This window comes from Flavobacterium rhizosphaerae (assembly GCF_046000445.1).
Taxonomy (GTDB): domain Bacteria; phylum Bacteroidota; class Bacteroidia; order Flavobacteriales; family Flavobacteriaceae; genus Flavobacterium; species Flavobacterium rhizosphaerae.
The window spans coordinates 405,184-429,819 of sequence record NZ_JBELPZ010000002.1 but is presented as its reverse complement, the minus strand read 5'-3'; the positions used below and the strand labels follow the sequence as shown (position 1 = coordinate 429,819).

General features: G+C 39.4%; 17 protein-coding genes, 1 other RNA gene and 1 pseudogene. 13 read left to right on the top strand and 6 right to left on the bottom strand.

All coding sequences use genetic code 11. The features are described 5' to 3' along the window. Positions 1–31: 31 nt before the first annotated feature. The 4 genes from porQ to ABS766_RS04175 all read left to right on the top strand — a co-directional run bounded on the left by porQ (position 32) and on the right by ABS766_RS04175 (position 3,849). Entirely contained in the window at positions 32–1,051 is a 1,020-nt protein-coding gene (gene porQ / locus ABS766_RS04190) for a type IX secretion system protein PorQ (RefSeq protein WP_408083866.1), read from the top strand. A gap of 4 nt (positions 1,052–1,055) precedes the next feature. Continuing rightward, on the top strand, positions 1,056–1,748 hold the full coding sequence (gene cmk, locus ABS766_RS04185; protein ID WP_408083865.1) for a (d)CMP kinase: 693 nt from the start codon (positions 1,056–1,058) through the stop codon (positions 1,746–1,748). Between the two features lie 80 nt (positions 1,749–1,828). Beyond that, on the top strand, positions 1,829–3,205 hold the full coding sequence (locus ABS766_RS04180) for a nucleoside permease (protein ID WP_408083864.1): 1,377 nt from the start codon (positions 1,829–1,831) through the stop codon (positions 3,203–3,205). 23 nt (positions 3,206–3,228) lie between these two features. After that, positions 3,229–3,849 carry a hypothetical protein gene (locus tag ABS766_RS04175; RefSeq protein WP_408083863.1) on the top strand — a complete coding sequence of 207 codons (621 nt, stop codon included), beginning with the start codon at positions 3,229–3,231 and terminating at the stop codon, positions 3,847–3,849. Between the two features lies 1 nt (position 3,850). On the opposite strand, the gene ABS766_RS04170 is transcribed toward ABS766_RS04175, so the two are convergent. Next, positions 3,851–7,093, bottom strand: coding sequence for a T9SS type B sorting domain-containing protein (locus ABS766_RS04170; RefSeq protein ID WP_408083862.1), 3,243 nt, complete (start codon positions 7,091–7,093; stop codon positions 3,851–3,853). 406 nt (positions 7,094–7,499) lie between these two features. Here ABS766_RS04170 and rpsA point away from each other — a divergent pair, with 406 nt between their 5' ends. Together rpsA and ABS766_RS04160 are read left to right on the top strand one after the other, a co-directional pair. Then, positions 7,500–9,272, top strand: coding sequence for a 30S ribosomal protein S1 (gene rpsA, locus ABS766_RS04165; protein WP_408083861.1), 1,773 nt, complete (start codon positions 7,500–7,502; stop codon positions 9,270–9,272). Positions 9,273–9,473: 201 nt separating this feature from the next. Then, positions 9,474–10,029, top strand: a pseudogene (locus ABS766_RS04160) (fasciclin domain-containing protein). A gap of 229 nt (positions 10,030–10,258) precedes the next feature. Here the strand turns inward: ABS766_RS04160 and ABS766_RS04155 are convergent. Next, entirely contained in the window at positions 10,259–11,314 is a 1,056-nt protein-coding gene (locus ABS766_RS04155; RefSeq protein WP_408083860.1) for a glutaminyl-peptide cyclotransferase, read from the bottom strand. A gap of 89 nt (positions 11,315–11,403) precedes the next feature. Between ABS766_RS04155 and ffs the strand changes: the two genes are divergently transcribed. From ffs to ABS766_RS04140, 3 genes are all read left to right on the top strand, one after another. Next, an RNA gene (gene ffs, locus ABS766_RS04150) (signal recognition particle sRNA small type) lies at positions 11,404–11,502 on the top strand. Positions 11,503–11,732: 230 nt separating this feature from the next. After that, positions 11,733–12,968 (top strand): cation:dicarboxylate symporter family transporter, encoded by a 1,236-nt coding sequence (locus tag ABS766_RS04145; protein WP_408083859.1) that lies wholly within the window; start codon positions 11,733–11,735, stop codon positions 12,966–12,968. 64 nt (positions 12,969–13,032) lie between these two features. Then, complete coding sequence (locus ABS766_RS04140; RefSeq protein WP_408083858.1) at positions 13,033–14,121, top strand: aldose epimerase family protein; 1,089 nt, start codon at positions 13,033–13,035, stop codon at positions 14,119–14,121. 72 nt (positions 14,122–14,193) lie between these two features. On the opposite strand, the gene ABS766_RS04135 is transcribed toward ABS766_RS04140, so the two are convergent. The 4 genes from ABS766_RS04135 to ABS766_RS04120 all read right to left on the bottom strand — a co-directional run bounded on the left by ABS766_RS04135 (position 14,194) and on the right by ABS766_RS04120 (position 18,738). Continuing rightward, positions 14,194–15,150 (bottom strand): transketolase family protein, encoded by a 957-nt coding sequence (locus tag ABS766_RS04135; RefSeq protein WP_408083857.1) that lies wholly within the window; start codon positions 15,148–15,150, stop codon positions 14,194–14,196. A 92-nt stretch (positions 15,151–15,242) separates the two neighbouring features. Continuing rightward, a complete protein-coding gene (locus tag ABS766_RS04130; RefSeq protein WP_408083856.1) occupies positions 15,243–16,097 on the bottom strand; it encodes a transketolase in 855 nt (284 codons plus the stop codon). A 5-nt stretch (positions 16,098–16,102) separates the two neighbouring features. After that, positions 16,103–16,762: a fructose-6-phosphate aldolase gene (fsa, locus tag ABS766_RS04125; RefSeq protein WP_408083855.1), complete on the bottom strand. Its 660-nt coding sequence runs from the start codon at positions 16,760–16,762 to the stop codon at positions 16,103–16,105. A gap of 44 nt (positions 16,763–16,806) precedes the next feature. Next, a complete protein-coding gene (locus ABS766_RS04120) occupies positions 16,807–18,738 on the bottom strand; it encodes a sialate O-acetylesterase (protein WP_408083854.1) in 1,932 nt (643 codons plus the stop codon). Positions 18,739–19,375: 637 nt separating this feature from the next. Between ABS766_RS04120 and ABS766_RS04115 the strand changes: the two genes are divergently transcribed. The 4 genes from ABS766_RS04115 to ABS766_RS04100 all read left to right on the top strand — a co-directional run bounded on the left by ABS766_RS04115 (position 19,376) and on the right by ABS766_RS04100 (position 24,547). Beyond that, entirely contained in the window at positions 19,376–20,857 is a 1,482-nt protein-coding gene (locus tag ABS766_RS04115) for an FGGY family carbohydrate kinase (RefSeq protein ID WP_408083853.1), read from the top strand. 22 nt (positions 20,858–20,879) lie between these two features. After that, complete coding sequence (gene xylA / locus ABS766_RS04110) at positions 20,880–22,202, top strand: xylose isomerase (RefSeq protein WP_408083852.1); 1,323 nt, start codon at positions 20,880–20,882, stop codon at positions 22,200–22,202. A gap of 83 nt (positions 22,203–22,285) precedes the next feature. Further along, a complete protein-coding gene (locus ABS766_RS04105) occupies positions 22,286–23,395 on the top strand; it encodes a glycoside hydrolase family 43 protein (RefSeq protein WP_408083851.1) in 1,110 nt (369 codons plus the stop codon). A 3-nt stretch (positions 23,396–23,398) separates the two neighbouring features. Continuing rightward, complete coding sequence (locus ABS766_RS04100; protein ID WP_408083850.1) at positions 23,399–24,547, top strand: endo-1,4-beta-xylanase; 1,149 nt, start codon at positions 23,399–23,401, stop codon at positions 24,545–24,547. Positions 24,548–24,636: the final 89 nt, after the last annotated feature.

Genomic DNA, 24,636 nt, shown 5'->3' with positions numbered 1-24,636 from the left:
TTATACAAAGCAAATCGCCATAACTATAAGCATGTTTAAAAACCTTATTTTTTATTTCTCCCTGCTTTTCACTACTGTTTCTTTCAGCCAGATAGGGGGTAAATATACCTATCAGTTTTTAAACCTTGTAACCTCGCCGCGGCAGGCGGCACTTGGGGGCAAAATAATAACCTTATATGATTATGATGTGAACCAGGCCATTTTTAACCCGGCTACCATAAACAGGGATATGCACAATCAGCTCTCTGTAAATTATGGTAATTATTACGGTGAGGTAACCTATGGCACGGCTGCTTATGCCTACACCTGGGACCGCCACGTGCAAACATTTCACATGGGGGTAAACTATGTCAATTATGGCACTTTTGAGGGCAGGGATGAAGCCGGCCTGCTTACGGGCGATTTTACCGGTAGCGAAATAGCTGTTTCTTTTGGCTACGCTTATAACATTCCGTGGACGGATATTTATATTGGCGCCAACCTTAAAATGATAAGCTCTACTTTAGAAAGTTATAATTCTTTTGGAGTAGCCGCCGATATTGGCGCAATTTATATAGATGACAGAAACGATATTAATATAGCGCTGGTAATACGCAACGCGGGTACCCAGATTACTACCTATGCAGGGTTGCAGGAACCTTTGCCCCTGGAAATTTTGGCGGGTATATCTCAGGAGGTAGAAAATGTACCTATACGCTGGCACATAACCCTTGAAAACCTGCAACAGTGGAACATCGCTTTTTCTAACCCTAATCGCGCAGAATCAGACCTTGATGGCAATACTACCCAAGAAAAAGTATCTTTTGTAAACAATGCGCTACGGCACGTAATTTTAGGGGCCGAATTATTTCCGGGAAAAAGCTTTAACCTTCGCCTGGGTTATAATTTCAGGAGGGCAGAAGAGCTTCGTATTGAAGATAAGCGAAGTTTTTCAGGCATTTCTGCCGGTGTTAGTGTAAGGTTTAATAAATTGCGCTTTGATTATTCATATTCAAGATATACACTGGCTGCCAATACCAGCCTTTTTGGCTTAATGATTAATTTACAGTAAGCATTTGAATAAAAAAATTACCATAGCAATAGACGGTTTTTCTTCTACAGGAAAAAGTACATTGGCAAAACAGCTTGCCAAAGCCCTGGGCTATGTATATGTTGATACTGGCGCTATGTACCGCGCCATCACCCTGTATGCTATGGAGCATGGCTTTATTGTAGATGAGCACATTGATACCGAAGGGCTTATAAAACGCCTGCCCGAAATAAGCCTGCAGTTTTTATTTAACCCTACCCTTGGCTATGCCGAAATATACCTTAATGAGCATAATGTTGAACACAAAATACGCAGCATTGAGGTATCTAACCAGGTGAGCCGCATAGCCGAAATAAGCCAGGTGCGCGCTATGCTGGTAAATCAGCAGCAACATATGGGCGAAAATAAGGGGGTTGTAATGGATGGGCGCGATATTGGTACAGTAGTTTTTCCGAATGCAGAGCTTAAATTGTTTATGACGGCAAGCCCCGAAACACGTGCAGAACGCCGTTTTAAAGAATTACAGGAAAAAGGGCATAAGGCAACGTATGATGAGGTACTCAAAAACGTACAGGAGCGTGACTATATAGATACCCACCGAAAAGATTCCCCCTTAAAAAAGGCGGATGATGCGGTTGAAATTGATAATTCAGGCCTTACGATTGGTGAGCAATATCAAAAAGTACTGGATATGGCCCGTGCAGCGCTACAACTTTAACGATTTACCTTCTTTAAAATTCCAAATTTTATTGATAGTTTTACCGGCGTTAATAAAATGTTAACTACACAAATACATTCATGGGCATAAAACTACGTTTAACAGCAATGAGCTTCCTGCAGTTTTTTGTTTGGGGAGCCTGGCTAATTACTATTGCAAATTACTGGTTTGGTACAAAACAATGGGATGGCACACAGTTTGGCCTTGTTTTTGGCACTATGGGCATTGCTTCTATATTTATGCCCACCCTTACGGGTATAATAGCTGATAAATGGGTTAATGCTGAAAAACTGTATGGGGTGTTGCACATTTTATATGGTATTGTACTGTTTTACCTTACACAGGTAAATGAACCGGGTACTTTTGTGTGGATAATGCTTTTGGCTATGTGTTGTTATATGCCCACCATTGCCCTCAATAATTCAATATCATATACACTTTTAAAAAATAATGGGGGAGATGTGGTTAAAGATTTTCCTCCCATACGCGTTTGGGGCACTTTGGGTTTTATTGCTGCCATGTGGATAACCAACCTCACCGGGAGTAAAGCTTCAGAATACCAGTTTTATATTGCCGGGCTTGCCGCTGTATTATTAGGGTTTTATGCCTTTACATTACCACCATGCAAACCGCAAAACACAAAAAGTAATTCAACGTTTATAGAAACACTGGGCCTGGAGGCTTTTAAGCTTTTTGGCACCTATAAAATAGCCCTGTTTTTTATATTTTCAATGTTTTTGGGGGCTGCCCTGCAGCTCACCAATGCCTATGGCGATGTTTTTCTTGACGAATTTAAGATATTCCCTAAATATGCAGATTCTTTTGTTGTAGAATATTCTACACTCATCATGTCTATTTCACAATTTTCTGAAACCCTTTTTATATTGGCCATTCCTTACTTTTTAAAGCGTTTTGGTATAAAGCATGTTATGCTCATCAGTATGTTTGCCTGGGTACTGCGGTTTGGCTTGTTTGCTTATGGAGACCCGGTAAATGGTTTGTGGATGATTATACTTTCGTGTATTGTTTACGGTATGGCGTTCGACTTCTTTAATATCTCAGGCTCGTTGTTTTTAGAAACCACTACAGACCATAAAATACGCTCATCTGCACAGGGTATTTTTATGATGATGACTAATGGCTTTGGCGCGGTGGCAGGAAGTTTTATTTCCGGCTGGGTGATAGATAAATATTTTACCAGGACATTTACTGATGTAAGCAGCCTTGCCCAATATCTTGACACTACGGTTACCAATAAACAGTTTCTTGCTTTTATTACTAAAAACAATGCAATAGAAGCATCAGGTGTTTTAAAGAATCCTGTAATGTTTAGGGAGTGGCATGATATATGGCTTTCTTTTGCAGCTTATTCACTAATAATTGCTATTGCCTTTGCTGTACTGTTTAAACATAAGCACGATCCCAAAGTTTTGGCTGATGGTGTAGTTACGCATTAACTTTTTGCGGGTTTAAATAAGATATGGCAAATACCAAAACTGAATATTTAGGAAAACTGCTTCTTTTTATTGATATTGAGAAGAAGATAATTACCGATTCAACCACTATTCCGGATGCTATAAAGAAAGGTTATGATACTTTATCAAAGTTTGATCTTAAGTATATAAATGATAATCCTGATATCACTTTAACACAGCTTAAATCAATTACAAAAGAACATTTAATTTACTGGAATGAGAGTATTGGGCTTGATACGGAAACACTTTGGGTGATGCTCAAAAACCATAATATTGATTACCAAAGAAAAGATGAATTAAATTTTGCATTAGCCAAAGGCAGGTTTAGGCGGGTTGACCAAGGTATGTGTGCACGTAATGAGTGGTGGCTGATAAGAGACACGGGACCGGTTAAAGAACGTTTTAGTAATACTGAGATTAAAACAATTGATGAAATTATAAAACAAGATGAAGAAAACCGTTTAGCTGTTTTAACTAAATGTTTAAAGAAATATAGTATTGCGCCTTCCCAATATTTAAAGTTTGGTGAATGCATGGCCTATTTTAATAACTGTAAGTTGTTTGAACAATATTTTTCTAAGGATGAAGTAAAACAGCTTTATACTATATGGCGTAATTTTAAATAAATTACCTGATTAATGAAAAATGCCCCCGGTATTCTTTGCCGTCCTGCCGTTTAACTACAAACCAGTAATCGGTGCTGGGTAGTGGCTTTCCATTAAATGTGCCGTCCCAACCTATACTGTTTACATCAAACCCGGTAATCAGTTTGCCGTAACGGTCATAAATAAAAGTCATTAATTCCGGCTCTGCTGCCGAAAACTGTATTCTCCATGTTTCATTAATAGTATCGCCATTAGGGGTAAAAAACTTAGGATAGGTAAGCAGGTAAGCCGTATCTAAATCAGTTCCGCAGCCCAGCCTGTCTCTAACATATACTACATACATACCGGGAGTAAGTCCTGTAAACGTATTGCTCTCCTGATAGACTATACCGTTTAGGGAATACTCAAAATTTCCGGCTACCCCTTCCGTTTGGTTTACCAATACGGTTAATACATTATCATGGTCTGTCCAGTCTTTAATTTCAACAGTTGCAATACTTGGTTTGGCCGACTGGATAACGGTTACTGTTTTTGTGCCGGTACAACCGTTTTCATCTTTTACGTTTACGGTATAACTGCCTTCTTCCATTACGGTTATTGATGGGGTAGTTTCTCCGTTAGACCACTCATATGATACATAGCCTTCCTGGGCGGTAATAGTAACTTCTTCCCCTTCGCAAACGGGCCATATTTCCTCCATTTCTATTACAGGTGGCTGCCATAAATTAATTTCAAAAGAAGCCAATGCATAACAGCTATAATCGCTGATATGGCTAACCCGTGCATATATTGTGGTGGGGCCACTTGTAATAACATCTGGCAGAGGGTTAGTGCCGGCCTCTGCATCTTCTACTGTGTGGTGATACGTAAGCATAAATGTAGCCGGGTCTTGCCCGTTTAAAATAATAGCATCCTGTACAGAGAGGTCAAAAGTTTCAGTTTCGTCATTACCTTCATCACAAGTCTCGAGAGATGGTGGGTCGGTTGCATTTACAAGCGAAGGTAATTCCGAAATGCTAAATGTAGGTTCTATTACATTACCACAAGGGTCTTCCACGTGCAATGTATATTGTGCATTTTCGAGCCCATAAAATATATTGTTTTCACCATTATCAATATAAAAAGGCTGTCCGTTTTTCTTTATTATAGCGTATGTTATAGGGGTAACTCCTTCTACGTTAACCTGTATATCTGTATCATTTCCTACACAGGTAAGCCTTATAATATCATCTAAAACAAGGGTATCGGTAAAGTTGAATTCATAAAGTGTTTCAACACAGTTTTTGGTTGTGGCAGTATTGCCGCTGCCATACGTTAAAAAGTATTTAACCACCCGAAACGTACCTGTAAAAAACTGTGTAGACAGGGTGCTGTTATTGGTAAGCTCCAAAGAGTTTTCTTCATCAGGTTCTTCACCTTCGGGATACACTTCACCTGTTGAAGGGTGCCCCCATACATTATTCACGGGGTCAACAAGCTTTTGCAGCCAAAAGCTAACAAATGCTACCCCATTAGATTCGTGAAATAACGATAAGTCGAAAGAGCCGCAATAACGTGTAATATATACATCATTCAGGGTAACTTCATAAGCAGTAATTGGTATATCAGTTACATAATCCGTAACACATTCGGTATTGCTTACAAACTGGTAATTGCCCGGGGGCAGGTTATCCATATAAAAAGACCCATTGGCATTTATATTATATGAGGCATCATAGGGTAAAGGGTTATCGGCAATAAAAGCAGCAGGGGCATCGGCTATTGTTACCGATGTAAATGGTCCCGGGCTTGGGGATAAGCGCACAGTGCCCATGCCTGGGGTACAATCTGGCCTGCCCTGTGCACCCACGCTGGCATTTGCAAAAGGCGGAATTATAACTTCACGTATATATATAGTGCCACAGGTATCTGTAATTTCAAGCGTATAATCACCCGGTGGCAAACCATTTATACTAATCTTGCCTTCATCATTAATATTAGCTGAAATATCAGAGGGCAATCCGTTGGGGAGCATATCAATATATTGCTGCGGCGCTTCAGTAATTTTTACTGATGCTATTATATAATCGGTTATAAATGCTTCAAAGCCGCCAAAGCCGCCATTACAATCTGAATTGTAGGGTAAAATAGTGGGTTCAGGGTCGTCCGGCACTTCCAGCTCATCACTGCCATAAAAGGTGCGTCCGCAGCTATCAGTAATTTCATATTCATAAATACCAAAAGGTACTGTGTTCTCTAAATCACCAAAAATAATCTCATTTGCTGAAAATGGCCCCGGATATTGCGTGTTAAGTATTTCAGGGTCAAAACCTGCGGGGGTGCTTGTAAAATTTACCGTGTATGGTTCGCCGTACTTAAAAACATTCAGTTTCATAAAATATTCGCCACAAGATGCAAATACAAACGACATTACACCTATGAGGTGTTGATTTACAACGCTGTTAAGTACTTTATACTCCACGCCACAAGGGTCAGTGAGTATGAGGTCTACATAATAAGGGGTATCATAATAAAAGGGAATAACCTGGTTTAGTTGTGCAAAATCCGGATTACCGCTGCTTATTACAGTAGTATATTCAATTGGTGTACTGCCATCAGGTGGATATACTGTATAATGTGCTGTGAGTGGATAAGGGATGCCTACTTCCGGATAGGTTTGGGCAGCAACCATATGGGTTATGGTCAAGTGGTCGCAATCAGGCAATGCAGAGTCTGGAAAACCGGGATCAGTTACTGTAAGTATCGGCCCGTCTGTAAATAAAATTCTTGTTTTTACCACCGCAAACCCGCAATTATCAGTAACACGCACTTCATAAGTACCGGCGGGCAGGTTATCAAACACACCCGATGTTTGCGGAGGTGCAGTAACAGGGCCGTTAATAATTTCGTAAGTTACCGCCGTGCCCGATGTAATATATACCTCCATATTGCCATCATAACCGCAGAGTGCATTTTTACTGCTTATATAATAGTTAAGCGGAACTACATTATTATCAATTACAACTTCTTCCTCATCAGTAAAAGTAGTGCCGTTAACAACCTGTGTAGCAACAACTAAATACGTGCCAGACTGTAAGCCTGTAACACCTGTAGCCTCACTGTCAGAAATAGCATTGGTAGTATCAGGCAATAAATATACTTTATAATTTACTGCTGCACCCGGGTCAGCATTTTGTACGGTAAACGTTAGTGCCCCGTTGCCATCGCAGGTTTCGGGAGTTACGGCAACAGTAAGCGTAAAGTCTTGTGCCCATAAGGCGGGCATATATAACACACAGATTAATAAAATAAATTTTTTTATTAAATACACATGGTTAGTTACATTAATAGCATTATAGTATTTCATGAGAAATTAAGGGGTCTGCTTAATTTCAAGTTTTTTTCCTTATGCAAGTTAAAAAAAAACCTTGATTAACTATATATTAACATTAGCTAAATCAAATAATTATGTTATAATCAGTTTTAAATACTATTTATTAAAATAATAAAGGATTTTGGTTTTAAAAAAACAATAAGGGTTTGTAAATCACAAAAATAGTATTACCTTTGCGCACCTTTTGGCAAATGGGTTTACCTAAGGGATTTATCAAAATAATATGTAAAACAGCTTCTGTAATTTATTGTTGCTTATAAACCCCGATAAATGCAGGATACAAATTTTAATATCAGACATGTCTGAAGAAACAAAAACAAAAGAAGAATTTTTACAGGATTTTAACTGGCACAACTTTGAAGAAGGTATTGACCCGGTAGACGAAAACAACCTGAAAGAGTTTGAGGATTTAGTTGCAAAAACCTTTATTGATACTGACAGTGATGAAGTTGTTGAAGGTACTGTAGTAAGGATTACTGACAGGGATGCTATTGTTGACATCAATGCAAAATCTGAAGGTGTTATTTCTTTAAACGAGTTCCGTTACAACCCTAACCTTAAAGTAGGGGATAAAGTAGAGGTACTTATAGATGTACGTGAAGACAAATCGGGCCAACTTGTACTTTCTCACAAAAAGGCGCGTACTATAAAAGCATGGGATAGAGTTATCAGTGCTAATGAAACCGGAGAAATTGTAAACGGTTTTGTTAAGTGCAGGACTAAAGGAGGTATGATTGTTGATGTTTTTGGTATTGAAGCATTCCTTCCGGGTTCTCAGATTGACGTAAAACCTATCAGGGATTACGATCAGTACGTAAACAAAACAATGGAATTTAAAGTGGTTAAAATTAACCATGAATTTAAAAACGTTGTTGTTTCGCATAAAGCCCTTATTGAAGCTGATATCGAAGTTCAGAAAAAAGAAATCATCGGACAGCTTGAAAAAGGCCAGGTACTTGAAGGTGTTGTTAAAAACATTACTTCATACGGTGTATTTATTGACCTTGGAGGTGTTGACGGACTTATCCACATTACGGATCTTTCTTGGAGCCGTATTAACCACCCAAGTGAAGTACTTGAGCTTGACCAGAAACTTAACGTAGTTATTCTTGACTTTGATGACGAGAAAACACGTATTCAATTAGGTCTTAAGCAGCTTAACCCGCACCCATGGGATGCGCTTGACCAAAACCTTGCAGTAGGCGATAAAGTTAAAGGTAAAGTGGTGGTTATTGCTGACTACGGTGCGTTTATAGAAGTTGCCGAAGGTGTAGAAGGCCTTATCCACGTAAGTGAAATGTCATGGTCTACACACCTGCGTTCTGCTCAGGATTTTGTAAAAGTTGGTGATGAAGTAGATGCTGTTATCCTTACCCTTGACAGAGATGACCGTAAAATGTCTCTTGGTATCAAACAACTTACTCCAGACCCATGGACAGACATTACCTCTAAATACCCTGTTGGCTCTAAGCACAAAGGTATTGTACGTAACTTTACTAACTTTGGTGTATTTGTAGAACTTGAAGAAGGTATTGATGGCCTTATCTACATATCAGACCTTTCTTGGACTAAGAAAGTAAAACACCCAAGTGAGTTTGTAAACGTTGGTGATGAGCTTGAAGTAGTTGTTCTTGAACTTGATGTTGACGGACGTAAACTTTCTCTAGGTCACAAGCAAACCCAGGCTAACCCTTGGGATAAGTATGAGGATTCTTTTGCAGTAGGTACTGTACACAATGGTGAAATTGCCGAGATTGTTGACAAAGGTGCTACTGTAGAGTTTGGTGATGATATTGTTGCCTTTATCCCATCACGCCACCTTGAAAAAGAAGACGGTAAAAAACTTAAAAAAGGAGAAACTGCCGACTTTAAGGTAATTGAATTCAATAAAGAATTTAAGCGTGTTGTAGCTTCTCACACTGCCACATTTAAAGATGAGGAAGAGAAAAATGTAAGAACTGCACAAGAGTCTAACAACAATAACTCTAATAACAATTCAGAGAGAACCACCCTTGGTGATATTGATGCGTTAGCAGAACTTAAAGAAAGAATGGAAAAAGGAGGTAACTAATCCCTTATAAACCATTTGAAATATAAAACCTCCGCAATACTGCGGAGGTTTTTTTATTGCGTTACTAATGATATTGAAATTTTGGAGTTAACTACATTTCATATATGCTCAGCATGTTAAAAAATCATAAAAATTCTCTCGTAAAAAACCATGATTGATGTATTGGCGTAAATGCCTGTATAATCTTTTAACAAACAAATTATGAAAACGTTAAAATTTTTATCATTAGCATTTCTTGCTTTTACCATGCTTATCAGCGGTGCATCATTTGCTCAAAAAACTAAAATAGTAGGCGGTGCTGCTATGTATCCTACAAAAGATATTGTTGAAAATGCCGTAAACTCTAAAGACCATACTACATTGGTTACTGCAGTTAAAGCTGCCGGCCTGGTAGAAACACTGAAGGGCAAGGGGCCATTTACGGTATTTGCGCCTACCAATGAAGCTTTTGATAAGTTACCCAAAGGTACTGTTGAAACGTTATTAAAACCCGAAAATAAGGCAATGCTGCAAACAATACTTAGTTACCATGTAGTAGCGGGTAAATGGAGTGCTGAAGATATTATGGCTGCCATTAAAAAGCACGGCGGCTCTTATGAAGCTACTACTGTAGAAGGAGGAAAACTATGGTTTAAAATGGATGGAAAAGACCTTTGGGTGATACGAAAAAGGTGGTAAAGCCAAAGTGACCATTGCTGATGTAAACCAAAGCAACGGCGTTATCCACGTAGTAGATACTGTATTAATGCCAAAATAGTATATAACATTGGGCTTATAGCAGTACAAAAAATATTATTGTTTGTAAAACCGTATTAAAAAGTTGTACGTATGTAAGCCATATTTACAGTGAAGGCTGTAAATAAAAAACATAATTTAGGTGGTTGGTTTTTAGCCCTTGTCCTCTCCCCATGAGGCTTGGGCTATTTTTATGCATAAAAAAAGCCCTTAATAATAAGAGCCCCTTTAAGGTTATTATCTTAAAATGATTATTCTTTTATTTTAATTTCAAACATTTTATCCCAGTTTTTGCCCGTAATAAAAAAGCTTTTGGTTTTTGGGTTATAGGCAATACCGTTAAGCACATCAGTAACACCTGGTGTTACAGTAATCTTAGATTTAAGGTCTGCAAGGTTCAATACAGCTTCAACAGCACCATTTTCAGGGTTTATGCGGGCTATGGCATCCTGTTGGTATACATTGCCGTATATTTTGCCATCTACCCATTCCAGTTCATTTACCGCTTTAATTTTGCCGGTTGTACCATATACATTTATATAATCAATTTCTTTAAAAGTTTCGGGGTCTACAATCCATATCTTTTCAGTGCTGTCTGTCATATATAAATTTGTACCGTCAGAGGTAAGTCCCCATCCTTCTACATTTTTAAAGTAATCACCTTCCTTAATCTTTTCAAGGTTATCAGCATTATATACATAGTATTTTTTCTCTTTCCAGGTAAGCTGGTATATTTTATTGTTAACTACTGTTATACCCTCACCAAAAAACTCTGGCCCCATAGTAATCTGCTTATATACTTCTCCTGTTTTATAATTCAGCTTGTGCAATACAGAGTGCCCGTATCGGCCTGTACCTTCTATAAGCGTATCACGGTAAAACTCCAGCCCTTGTGTATACGCATCTGTACTGTGCGGGTAGGTATTCACAATTTCATAGGTAAGTATTTTTGGCGTTACATTACTTACCAGCTCAATACGTCCCGTTGCCTCGGTGCTTTCATTATTATAAAAAACCAGCGCTTTTATATTCTGGTATCCGAATTTTTGCTTAGCCAGTGAAGCGTCAAATGTATTATTGCCTTTTACACCTCCAATACGGGTATCGTTCAGATAGTATACAATAGAATCTATTTCCTTATTTTCAGGATTTTTTATACCTAATGTAAGTGACTCCTGTGGGTGGTATTGCTGCTTAAGTGTAGAAGTATCGATCGAAAATAATTTTTTTTTATTGGTTTCTCCATCATGGCAGGCTTTAAAACTAAATGCCAAGGCTATGATTGCTAAAAGATTAAGTTTTTTCATTGTGTTTGTAAATATAAAGGCAATATACAACGCTATTTTAAAATGGGCAATTGGCTTGTTAAAAAACAAAAAGATTGTATCTTTGCACCCGGCAAGTCCTACACGACCAGCTCCTGCAAAATCCTCCAGGGTGGGAACACAGCAAAGGTATGCGGTTGTAGCGGTGCGATGTAGGTAGCTTGCCTTTTTTTATTCCTTTTATTTTGCAATTCTTTCTGCAAAATCTTCCATCTCCCATTTATATCATTATTATATAAGCCAGTTAAGTAACTTTTGCAGTATTGTATACCAGGGCATAATTGTAAGTACTCGAAAGTCTATTTAAAGATAGTATTAAAAAAACAATAATATTTTTACGATATACTTTATTACAATTGGTATTTTTGATGCTGCTGCTTAAATTATTGATATATTATTGATGGAAAATGTAAAAAAGAAAGATAATATTTATATAAGAGTTATAAAAAACCTCACTTTTTGGGTACTTATAGCCATATTGGCCGGGTTGTTATTAGGGCATTTTGCACCAGCAACCGCAGTTAAAATGAAGGTGGTAGGAGATACGTTTATAGATATTATTAAAATATTTATTGCCCCTATTATATTTATTACTATTGTATTAGGTATTAGCGGTATGGGCGACCTTAAAAAGGTGGGTAAAATAGGCATTAAGTCTCTCATTTATTTTGAAATTGTTACTTCTATAGCTTTAGTTATCGGTATAGTGGTGGGCCTTGTTATAAAGCCTGGAAAAATAAATAAGGAAGGCCTTAATATACAAGATGCCAGTCAGTTTATAAATACCCCTAAAAAGGAATTTAGCTGGTGGCATTTTTTGCAGGATAATGTAACACTGCAGGTGCTTATTGTGGCAATTATTGTGGGTATAATACTAAATTATTCCCGCCATAGGGAAGTAGCTGTTTCTTTTTTAAGTAAATGCTCTAAAGTGGTTTTTATTGCCCTTAAATACATTATGTATTTAGCCCCTCTGGGGGCGTTTGGCGGCATAGCCTACACCGTGGGCAAATTTGGCGTTGTAACACTTATGCCTTTGGGCAAACTTATGTTAACGGTATATGTAACTATGTTTATCTTTATATTCTTTATACTGGGTAGTATACTCAGGTATTATAAAATAAGTATTGTAAAGTTTATAAAATACATACGGGCAGAGCTTCTTATTGTTTTGGGTACTTCGTCATCAGAAGCTGCGCTGCCCAACCTTATGGAAAAGCTGGAGCATATGGGGTGCAGTAAAGCTGTTGTAGGGCTTGTGGTGCCTACGGGCTATTCTTTTAATTTAGATGGTACTTCCATATATCTTTCAATGGCTATAATTTTTCTTGCACAATTATATAATGTACACTTATCTTTGGGCGAAATCATCACCATAATAGGGTTGCTTATGGTTACTTCTAAAGGCGCTGCCGGGGTAACGGGCAGCGGTTTTATTATACTGGCTTCAACATTAACAGCAATTCATAAAATACCTGTAGAGGGCCTTGCCTTTTTACTTGGTGTTGATAAATTTATGAGCGAAGCCAGGGCCATAACAAACTTTATAGGTAATGGTATTGCTACTATAGTAATATCAAAAAGCGAAAAAGAGTTTGTTACTGTAGGTGATCCGTTTGAAGAAAATACATTATAAAGCGTATTAAATATAACTTTTTTTAAAGTTTTGTACTTAACTGAAAAGATAAACGTAACAACCAATGACATCACAAAATAAAATAAATACTATTGTCCCTGTTGTAAAATCTGATTATGCCACAATGCAGGATGGACAAAAAATTGAAATGTATACGCTTACCAATAGTAATGGTATGATTGCAGAAGTAATAACAATGGGCGGCGATATAATAAAACTCACCGCACCTGATAAAAACGGTACCTTTAAAGATGTGGTATTGGGATATACATCACCAGAACTTTATTTAAATGAAAATCCTTATTTTTTTGGGGCTATTATAGGCCGCTATGGTAACCGCATTGCCAATGGCAGGTTTAGCCTGGATGGTAAAGAATATAGCCTGCCGGTTAATAACGGGCCAAATACATTACACGGGGGTAAAGGTTTTGATAAAAGGGTATGGCAGGCTGAGCCGCTTGGCAATCAGACAGTAGGCTTGCAACTTACCTACACAGCAAAAGACGGTGAAGAGGGTTTTCCTGGAAATTTAAAGGTTACGGTTACCTATATACTTACTGATGATAATACACTTGAGGTAAGCTATGAAGCACATACGGATAAAAAAACAGTTGTAAACCTTACCCAGCACAGTTATTTTAATCTTTCGGCTGATTTTGACACGACTATTACAGACCATGAAGTAATGCTTAAAGCCGATAAATTTCTTCCTGTAGGTGAATCACAAATTCCTACGGGGGAATTATGTGCGGTGGCAGGCACACCATTTGATTTTACTACCCCAAAGGAAGTTGGAAAAGATATAGATGCTGATGATGAACAACTGAAAAAAGGCCATGGTTATGACCATTGTTTTGTTTTTTCTGATGGTGCCAATGCAGGATACAGGGAGGTAGGCAGTGTATACCATAAAGGCTCGGGCAGGTTTATGCAGCTATTTACTGATCAGCCCTCGGTACAGTTTTACAGCGGTAACTTTCTAGATGGTAAGGCAGATAGTAAAACAGGTGGAAAGTATGAAAAAAGAAGCGGCCTATGCCTGGAAACACAGCATTATCCGGATGCACCCAACCAGCCTGAATTCCCTTCTACAGTTTTAAATCCGGGAGAAAAATACAGTACTAAAACGGCTTATAAATTCAGCGTAAAATAAAACTGTTTCTACACTAAAGTAAAAAGCCGGTTTTCATAAACCGGCTTTTATATAGCAATAAGTAAAAAGAAATTATTTTTTTCTTGCCATCACCTTTTCTACGGCCTTAATAATATGTTCTGCATCAAGGCCATATTTTGCCATAAGTTCGGCAGGGGTGCCACTTTCTCCAAAACTGTCATTTACAGCCACGTATTCCTGCGGGGTAGGGTTGTGCGTAGCCAGTACCTGTGCAATACTGTCTCCAAGCCCGCCCAGCCTGTTATGCTCTTCTGCTGTAACCACACACCCTGTTTTAGCCGCCGATTTTAATACTGCGTCTACATCAAGTGGTTTAATGGTGTGTATGTTAATGATCTCAGCGTCAATACCCATTTCGGCCAGTTTTTCTCCTGCCTGTATGGCTTCCCATACTAAGTGTCCTGTAGCAAAAATTGTTACATCTTTTCCTTCGTTTACCATCCATGCCTTGCCAATTTCAAACTTTTGGTCAGCATCAGTAAAAATAGGCATTACCGGGCGTCCAAAGCGCAAATATACCGGGCCTTCATATTCAGCAATAGCAATTGTTGCCGCTTTGGTCTGGTTATAATCACATGGATTAATAACTGTCATGCCCGGCAGCATTTTCATCAGGCCGATATCTTCCAGTATCTGGTGGGTAGCACCATCTTCACCCAGGGTAAGCCCGGCGTGGCTGGCACATATTTTTACGTTTTTATCAGAATAGGCTACGCTTTGGCGAATCTGGTCGTATACCCTTCCGGTAGAAAAGTTGGCAAACGTTCCGGTAAACGGAATTTTACCTCCTATGGTTAAACCGGCTGCAATACCTATCATATTGGCTTCTGCAATACCCGTCTGGAAAAAACGCTCAGGAAATTCATTAATAAAGTCCTGCATTTTTAAAGAGCCTACCAGGTCGGCACAAAGTGCCACTACCTGGTCATTACGCCTTCCGGCTTCCAACAGCCCGGCACCAAAGCCAGAACGTGTATCTTTTTTATCTGTATATGTATATTTTTTCATTTATTCAGAATTGAGTATTTGTATTGAGTAATGAGACCGAAAAGCAGATACGGTTAGCATTTACCTATCTCTTATCCAGCATCCCGGAAAAATTAATAGTCGCCCAGTGTTTCTTCCAGTTGTGCCAGTGCGGTTTCAAGCTGCACATCATTAGGGGCAGCGCCATGCCATTTGTGGCTTCCCATCATATAATCTACACCATGCCCCATACCTGTTTTTAAAAGTATAACAATAGGCTTGCCCTGTCCGGTAAGAGATTTTGCTTCTTCAAGTGTCTTTACAATCTGCGCCATATCGTTACCTTCACTCTCTAGTACAATCCAGTCAAAAGCGGTAAACTTAGCTTTAAGGTCGCCCAGCGAAAGCACCTGGCTTGTTGGCCCGTCAATTTGCTGGCCGTTGTAGTCTACCGTACAAATAAGGTTATCTACCCTGTTATGCGGAGCAAACATGGCAGCCTCCCAAATCTGGCCTTCCTGTAATTCTCCATCCCCAAAAAGAGCATACACGAGGTGGTTATCATTATTTAATTTTTTAGCCAGTGCTGCGCCAATAGCTACACTCATGCCCTGCCCAAGCGAGCCCGAAGCAATACGGATGCCCGGAAGATGCTCATGCGTGGTAGGGTGCCCCTGTAGCCTTGAATCAAGTTTACGGAAAGTTTTCATTTCAGAGGGGTCAAAATACCCCGCACGTGCCAAAACGCTGTAAAAAAGAGGAGAAATGTGCCCGTTGGAAAGAAAGAACATATCTTCATCTTTTCCGTCCATATCAAAGCCCTCTTTACGGTCCATAGTATTAAAATAAAGGGCAGTTAAAAAATCAGCACATCCTAAAGAGCCTCCCGGGTGGCCACTTTGGCAACCGTGTACCATGCGTACAATATCGCGGCGTACCTGGCTGGCTATTTGTTCAAGTTTTGTTATATCAGTTATCTTTTTTTCCATAATAATTATGCTTTTTGTGCGGCAGCATGGTCAGCAAGAAACTGAGCAAGGCCATTATCAGTAAGTGGGTGTTTTAATAAAGCAGTCATAGCGCTAAGGGGGCCTGTCATTACATCAGCGCCAATTTTAGCACAGTTAACAATGTGCATGGCGTGGCGTACCGAAGCTGCCAGTATTTGGGTTTCATATCCGTAATTGTCATAAATCAGGCGTATTTCCTGTATCAGGTTAAGGCCATCGGTTGAAATATCGTCCAGCCTGCCCAAAAAAGGAGATACATATGTAGCGCCGGCCTTTGCGGCAAGCAATGCCTGCCCTGCAGAGAAAACAAGGGTAACATTGGTTTTAATGCCTTTATCAGAAAAATATTTTGCAGCCTTAATACCGTCTTTAATCATAGGGAGCTTCACAACAATTTGTGGGTGCAGTGCTGCAAGTGCTTCGCCTTCGGCTACCATTTCGTCAAAAGTGGTTGCAATTACCTCTGCACTAACATCGCCATCGGTAATTTCGCAAATGGCTTTATAATGATTAATAATGTTATCATGGCCGGTAATACCTTCTTTAGCCATTAGCGATGGGTTTGTGGTTACCCCATCTAGCACGCCAAGCTCATGCGCTTCTTTAATCTGGCTTAAGTTGGCTGTGTCAATAAAAAATTTCATATGTGAGAGTTTTGAGTTTATGCTTACTATTTAACAGTTTTAATTTATTCATCTGTCCTGAAGGGTGCAGCAGGAAGTTTTTCTTTATTAATAAGGTTGGGGTTAACCGGGTTATCGGCCCACGCATATCGAACGTATTTTGGCTCAGGTATATCATCATTCCACAATACAATTGTCGAACCCTCTATTTTGGCATTTGCCCAGGCAAACTCTTTATCTTCTCCTGCAATGGCAAACTCTGCAGGCGCCTCGCCATCGCTGGTGGTAAGTCCGCTTCCTGTGTTGGTAAAGCTTATTATTATTTTATTACCTTTAATTTCAGCCGATTTAAACATGGGGCCTGAACTAACAATGTCTTTTTCTCCATAGGCTATCTTTTCTGCTAAGAGCGCAATGCGGTCGCCTACTTCTTTTTTGCGGTCGGGGTGTATATCATTCCATTCTCCCAAATCTATGGCTACAGCCATGGCAGTATTGGGCACTGATAGTGTTTTGGCCTGCGCCTCCCTGAACTGTGCCCACTGGCTATCAGACGGCAGATAATTATAATCCATAAATCCGGGCAGCTGCACAAATATAAAGGGCAGGTTAGGGCCGTGAAATTTGTTTCGCCAGTTGGTTATTAGCGCAGTTTGTAATTTGGTGTACTCGTCTGGCCTGCCTGCATTACTTTCACCCTGGTACCAGGCTATACCTTTAATGTTGTAATTAATATATGGCGCTATCATAGAATTATATAACGCCGTGGGCTGGTTTTGTGCGGCAATTCCGCCACCGCCAAAACTACCTCTTTTAAAAGGCAAGTTTACCCGCCCAACCTTATACTGCCAGTAACCGGTTAGGTCTATAGTATCATTATCAGTTATTAACTGGTAGGGCTTATCGGGCACAAAGCCACCCTTGCCAAAATTGTTGGTGACCTTTACCACAAAAAGGTTTTTACCGGGTTTAAGCAGCCCATCAGGAATTTGGTAACGGCGCTGGGGATACATATAGGTGGTGTTGCCCACTTTTTCGCCATTTATATAAAGCTCGTCAGCATCAACAATACGGCCTAAAAATACCTTGGCTTTTTCTGTTGCCATAGCCTCCGGCACGTTTATTTCACGCCTGTACCAAACTATACCATTTAAATCTTTTACGCCCTGGTCTTCCCAGTATCCGGGTATGGCAATTGTGTGCCACCCTTTAGGGATATAGGCCGGGTCATACCATTTTTCGTCCATGCCCTTATCAGCAGGGATTTTCATATCGCCCCAGTCAGGCCTTTTATTCATACTGTTAACATAAGCAGTATCTTTGTTTTTTGATACAGTTTCCAGTATTTCAGGAAAATCTTTAAAACCGTCCTCACTAATCCAGGCCTCTACCGGGGTGCCGCCCCAGCTGGCGTTTATAATACCTATGGGAACATGGTATTTTTCGTAAAGGTCTTTAGCAAAAAAATAAGCCACTGCCGAAAATTCAGTAACATTGGTTGGGTTAGCGCTTTTCCATGAACTTTCAGGTAAATGGGTTTTAGGGCCTTCCATACTCGTAACATTCGGAACAAAAAACTGCCTTATTTCCGGGTAGTTGGCTTTGGCTATTTCATCGGCATACCGCACACCGTGCAGCCGCATCTGGTGCACCATGTTAGACTGCCCCGCGCAAAGCCATACATCACCCACTAAAATGTTACTTATTGTAATATGATTGGTAGCTTTTACATCCATTGTATAGGGTCCGCCAGCGTTCATTTTGCGTAGCTTTATTTTCCATATACTGTCATTATCAGCCGTTGCACTGTAGCTTTTGCTGTTAAACTTTACAGTTACCTTTTCTCCGGGGGTGGCCCAGCCCCATATATTTATATCTTCATTTCGTTGTAAAACCATTCCGTCGCTAACAAGCCTGGGGAGTTTTACCTGAGATAATGCACTTAAAGAGAATAATGTACATGTAATAAAAAATAGCAGTGTTTTAAAATATTTCATGCAGATGTTTATGTTGTTTGGTGAGTAAAGAAATTTAAAATGCCTGAGGTTTAAAACCGCAGGCATGTAAAAAACTAACCCAATTTTAAATAAATAATATGAAAGCCAAAAAGCTGATTTTTTGTTGTTGTGTAAGCGTGTGTTTTTAAACTATATAGTTGAAACATAATTTTAAGAATGTATTTTAGTAAATTTTGTAATTATACAAATGTGAGTTTCCTGATACATAGTTACAAACTTGGTTTTTTTAATGATAAAATTTTAGAGTGCATATACTAGAAAACGTTTTCGTAATTTTTACTTCCCCATATCTTTTGTTACATCTGTAAAACCTACTTTTGGCAGTAATCCCTTAAAAAATGGGCTTTAAAAGCAATAAATCAGTACGGGGAAAAACTTATTAAAATTTCTTATGGTAAATATGACTACAAGTTTAAAAAAATTATTTAACTTAGCCAAAAAATATTAACCCTATTATTTCATTGTTTTTAAAATTACGTTCAAAATATTTTATTATTACTTAAATATGCTTTATTTATTGGAGAATACGTAAAAGTAAGCCTCTTTGTAAATAAAAATATATAATGAAATATTACATTATAAATGATTAAAAAAACGCTTTACGCTTTAAAGAAATATGTTGTTTTTAGGAATTGATTTAGGTAGTTCATCCATTAAGTTATCAGTATTGGATGGCCAGACAGAAACGATAACGGCCTCTATAACGGTGCCGGATTTTGAATTAGCTATAGACGCACCAAAATTTGGCTGGGCAGAACAAAACCCTGAAGGATGGTGGGCTTATGTTAAAGAAGGTATTGATAAACTCAGCAGGCAATATAATATAGATATAAAAGCCATTGCAGGTATTGGTATAGCCTACCAGATGCATGGCCTTGTGCTTACAGACGAGCAATTGAACCCTGTACGCCCTTCTATAATTTGGTGTGACAGCCGTGCCGCCGAAACCGGAGAAGCCATTTACACTAAAATGGGTACTGTGGCCTGCCAGCAGAGTATATTGGGCAGCCCGGGCAATTTTACAGCTTCAAAACTTAAATGGGTAAAAGATAATGAACCGGATGTGTTTGCTAAAGCACGCTTTATGATGCTTCCCGGCGATTTTATAGCCGCAAAATTTACCGGCATTGCACAAACCACTCCATCGGGATTATCTGAGGCCGCTTTGTGGAATTTTGCAGAACAGCGCCCTGCTACTGAGGTGTTGGATGCTATGGAGCTTTCAGCCTCTATTTTACCAGAGGTAGTACCCACATTTGGGCACCAGGCGGTTATTGACAGCAAAGTAGCCGGAGAGCTGGGGCTTAACCCCAATGTTAAAATTACTTACCGCGCCGGTGACCAGCCTAATAATGCCTTATCGTTAGGGGTGCTTAAACCCGGCGAAATAGCTACTACTGCAGGTACATCAGCCGTAATTTATTCGGTAACACAGGCCAATGCTTTTGATACAGAAAACAGGGTAAATACCTTTTTGCATGTAAATGATATGCCACAACAGAAAAGTAATGGTGTGTTACTTTGCATTAATGGTTCGGGTATTTTATACCAATGGCTTCGCAAAACCCTGAGTACAGGCTCCAATGAGCTTATATCTTACGAAACTCTTAATGGCGAAGTGGCAAAAGCCGAACCGGGAAGTAAAGGATTACGCTTTTATCCTTTTGGAAATGGTCTTGAGCGTATATTCAGCAATAAACCTGCTTTTTCCGGCATACAGAACCTTAATTTTAATATACATCAATCGCCCGAATTGGTACGCGCTGCCTGCGAAGGTATTGTGTTTGCCATGAACTATGGGTTTGATATTATGAAAAATATAAATGCAGGTGGTACCCTGGTAAAAGCGGGCAAGGCAAACTTATTTCTTAGCCGTGTTTTTCGTGAAATATTTGTAAATACCACACAAACCACACTGGAACTTTATAATACCAGTGGTGCAGAAGGGGCTGCCCGAGGTGCAGCTTATGGTTATGGCCATTATGAAACTCTTGAAAAAGCTTTTGAAAACCTGGAACATCTTGAAACTATTGAACCCAATGATGACCTGAAAGATCTGTATTCTGAAATTTACCAATCGTGGAAAAACCACATTTAATTTATATAATTTATAACGCATTATGAGTACAACAAAACACGCTTATTTTAAAACTGTGGATAAAATACAGTTTGAAGGACGCGAGAGTGATAATCCTCTTGCTTTTAAATGGTATGATGAAAACCGCGTTGTTGCCGGAAAACCCCTTAAAGATCATTTTAAATTTGCCATGGCATATTGGCATACCCTGTGCAATACCGGTAACGACCCTTTTGGACCGGGTACCGAAACACATGCATGGGACTCTAAAGATAATGCTGTAGCCCGTGCCAAAGATAAAATGGATGCCGGTTTTGAATTTATGGAAAAACTGGGCATACCTTATTACTGCTTTCATGATGTGGATATGGTGGATGAAGCGCCAACCCTTGCTGAGTTTGAAGAGCGTGTACAGGCAATGGTAGAATATGCAAAAGAAAAACAAAAAGAAACCGGTATAAAATTGTTATGGGGTACCAGTAACCTGTTTAGTAACCCGCGTTACATGAACGGTGCTTCTACAAACCCTAATTTTGATGTAGTGGCCTATGCCGGAGGGCAGGCAAAAATAGCTATTGATGCTACCATAGCCCTTAATGGTGATGGTTATGTATTTTGGGGTGGCCGCGAAGGTTATATGAGCCTTTTAAATACTGATATGAAGCGTGAGCAGGAGCATCTTGCCATGTTCCTTGCTATGTGCCGTGATTATGCACGTAAAGAAGGCTTTAAAGGTACTTTCTTTATTGAGCCTAAGCCGATGGAGCCAATGAAGCACCAGTATGATTTTGATGCGGCTACCTGCGTTGGTTTCTTAAACCAATATGGCCTTCAGGATGATTTTAAACTGAATATAGAAGTAAACCATGCTACCCTTGCAAGTCATACATTTGAGCATGAACTTCAGGTGGCAGCCAATGCCGGGATGCTTGGTAGTATAGATGCTAACCGTGGTGATTATCAAAACGGATGGGATACTGACCAGTTCCCGATAGATATATATGAAGTTACCCAGGCTATGCTGGTATTCCTTCAGAGTGGAGGGTTACAGGGTGGTGGTGTTAACTTTGATGCTAAAGTACGCCGTAACTCTATTGATATTGAGGATAAATTTGTAGCCCACATTAGCGGTATGGATGTTTTTGCACGCGGCTTAATCTGCGCAGAACATATCCTTAAAAACACAAAATATACCGAGTTGCGTAAAGAGCGTTATGCATCGTTTGACGGTGGCAATGGTGCTTCATTTGAAAAAGGAAACCTTACTTTAGAGCAGCTTAGCAAAATTGCCCGTGAAAACGGAAACCCTGAGCCAAAAAGCGGCAAACAGGAACTGTTTGAGCAGATTATTGCAAACTCATACTAAATAATTTTATTAAGCCATTTTGTGATTTACAAAATGGCTTTGTTTTTTATTGTAACTATATCGTTTTAGTAAAATTTAAATCAATGGTAACAAAAAATAATATTTTAAGAGCAGGTGCACTCACTATAACGGCTATAACTGCAATTAGCCTTACAGCCTGCAAAGGAGAAAAAAAAGAAGGCGAAGATACTGCCACAGTAAATGATACCGTACAGGAAGAAAAAAAATTCCTCACAGAGCCATTAGTTACTGATATTTATACTGCAGACCCTTCGGCACATGTATTTGATGGAAAAATATACATTTATCCCTCGCACGATTATGATGCCGGAATTGCTGAAAATGACAATGGCGATCATTTTGCCATGAAAGATTACCACATTTTTTCTATGGACAGCATAGGAGGGAAGGTAACCGACCATGGCGTAGCACTTGATGTTAAAGACATTCCGTGGGGAGGCCGCCAACTTTGGGCACCCGATGCGGCTTATAAAAACGGTACCTATTACCTGTATTTTCCCCTTAAAGATAAAAATGATGTTTTTAAGATAGGGGTTGCTACCAGTAAAAACCCTGCGGGACCTTTTAAGGCTGAAAAAGAACCTATAAAAGGCAGCTTTAGTATAGACCCAGCCGTGTTTATGGATGATGATGGCACTACTTATATGTACTTTGGTGGTATATGGGGCGGACAGCTTCAGCAGTGGGAAAATGGTAAATATGATGCCAACGGCTCTAAAACGGATAATGAAAAACCTGATTCACCTGCACTTAACTGTAAAGTAGCAAAACTGGGCAAGGATATGCTACAGTTTGATGGCCCGGTTATGGATGTGGTGATTAATGACAGCCTGGGCAAACCACTACTTACCTCAGACCATGACAGGAGATTTTTTGAAGGCTCATGGATGCATAAATACAATGGCAAATACTATTTTACCTATTCAACCGGAGATACACATTACCTTGCCTATGCAATTGGCGATAAGCCTACGGGGCCATTTACTTATGCAGGCCATTTTATGCAACCGGTACAGGGATGGACAACACATCACTCTATTATAGAAGTTGACGGAAAATGGTATATTTTCTACCATGATACAGAGCTTTCCGGTAAAACGCACCTTCGTAATATAAAAGTTACTGAGCTTACCCATAACCCGGACGGTACCATTGAAATGATAAATCCATAATGTATGAAGTCTATAACTATAAAAAGCATAGCGGCATTTTTTCTACTGGCCTGTTCAGGGTTTACAAATCCTGTTTCGGAACCTGCCCCGGTAAAGGATATATCTTTTAAAGATGCCTTTAAAGGCAAATTTTATATAGGTGTTGCCATAAACCGCTTTCAGGCTATGGGAAGGGTAGAGGATGAGGCTAAATTAATCAAAGAGCAGTTTAGCAGCATTAGCCCGGAGAACGACCTCAAGTGGCAAATGATCCATCCGCAATCGGACCAGTATAACTTTGAGCCTGCCGATGCCTATGTAAACTTCGGAAAGGAATCTGACATGTTTATTATAGGCCATACTCTGGTGTGGCATTCTCAAACCCCAAAGTGGGTATTTGAAGATGAAAACGGTAACCCGTTAACCCGTGAAGCCCTGCTTAAACGTATGGAAGACCATATTAAAACAGTAGTTGGTCGATATAAAGGGGTTATTAAAGGATGGGATGTGGTTAATGAAGCGCTTAATGAAGACGGAACACTACGTGATTCTAAATGGCGGAAAATTATAGGTGACGATTATATTGAAAAGGCATTTGAATTTGCCCATGCTGCCGACCCTAATGCAGAATTGTATTACAATGATTATAATATGTATAAAGCAGAAAAAAGGGCAGGGGCGGTAAAGTTAGTAGAAAAACTAAAGGCAAAAGGCTTGCGTATTACTGCTGTTGGAGCGCAGGCGCATTACAGCCTTGAGAATGGTACCCTACAGGAAGTGGAGGCCACTATTAAAGACTTTATTAATGCCGGGGTACATGTAAACTTTACAGAGCTTGATATATCTGTATTACCAAATGGTAACGCAGCCAATTCTGCCGATGTAGCCAATTCTGCCGAATATAAAGAAGAGTTAAACCCTTATACTAAAGGTCTTCCGGCAGAAGTGCAGACAAAACTGGCAGATAAATACGGTAACCTTTTTAAACTCTTTGTTAAGTATAAAAAGCATATAGACAGGGTTACTTTTTGGGGATTATCAGACCGTACTACGTGGCTGAATAATTTTCCTATCAGGGGGCGTACCAATTACCCGCTGCCGTTTAACAGGGACCTTAGTGTAAAAAAAGATGTAAAAGAAGCAATTTTAAGCGCTGTACAAACCAGTCGCTAATATAATTTAGTTTGGATTTCACTACTACTAGTTGAAATTTGGGTGTGTTTTTTACACAAAGCCTGTCGGTTTGGGTTCCGGCAGGCTAT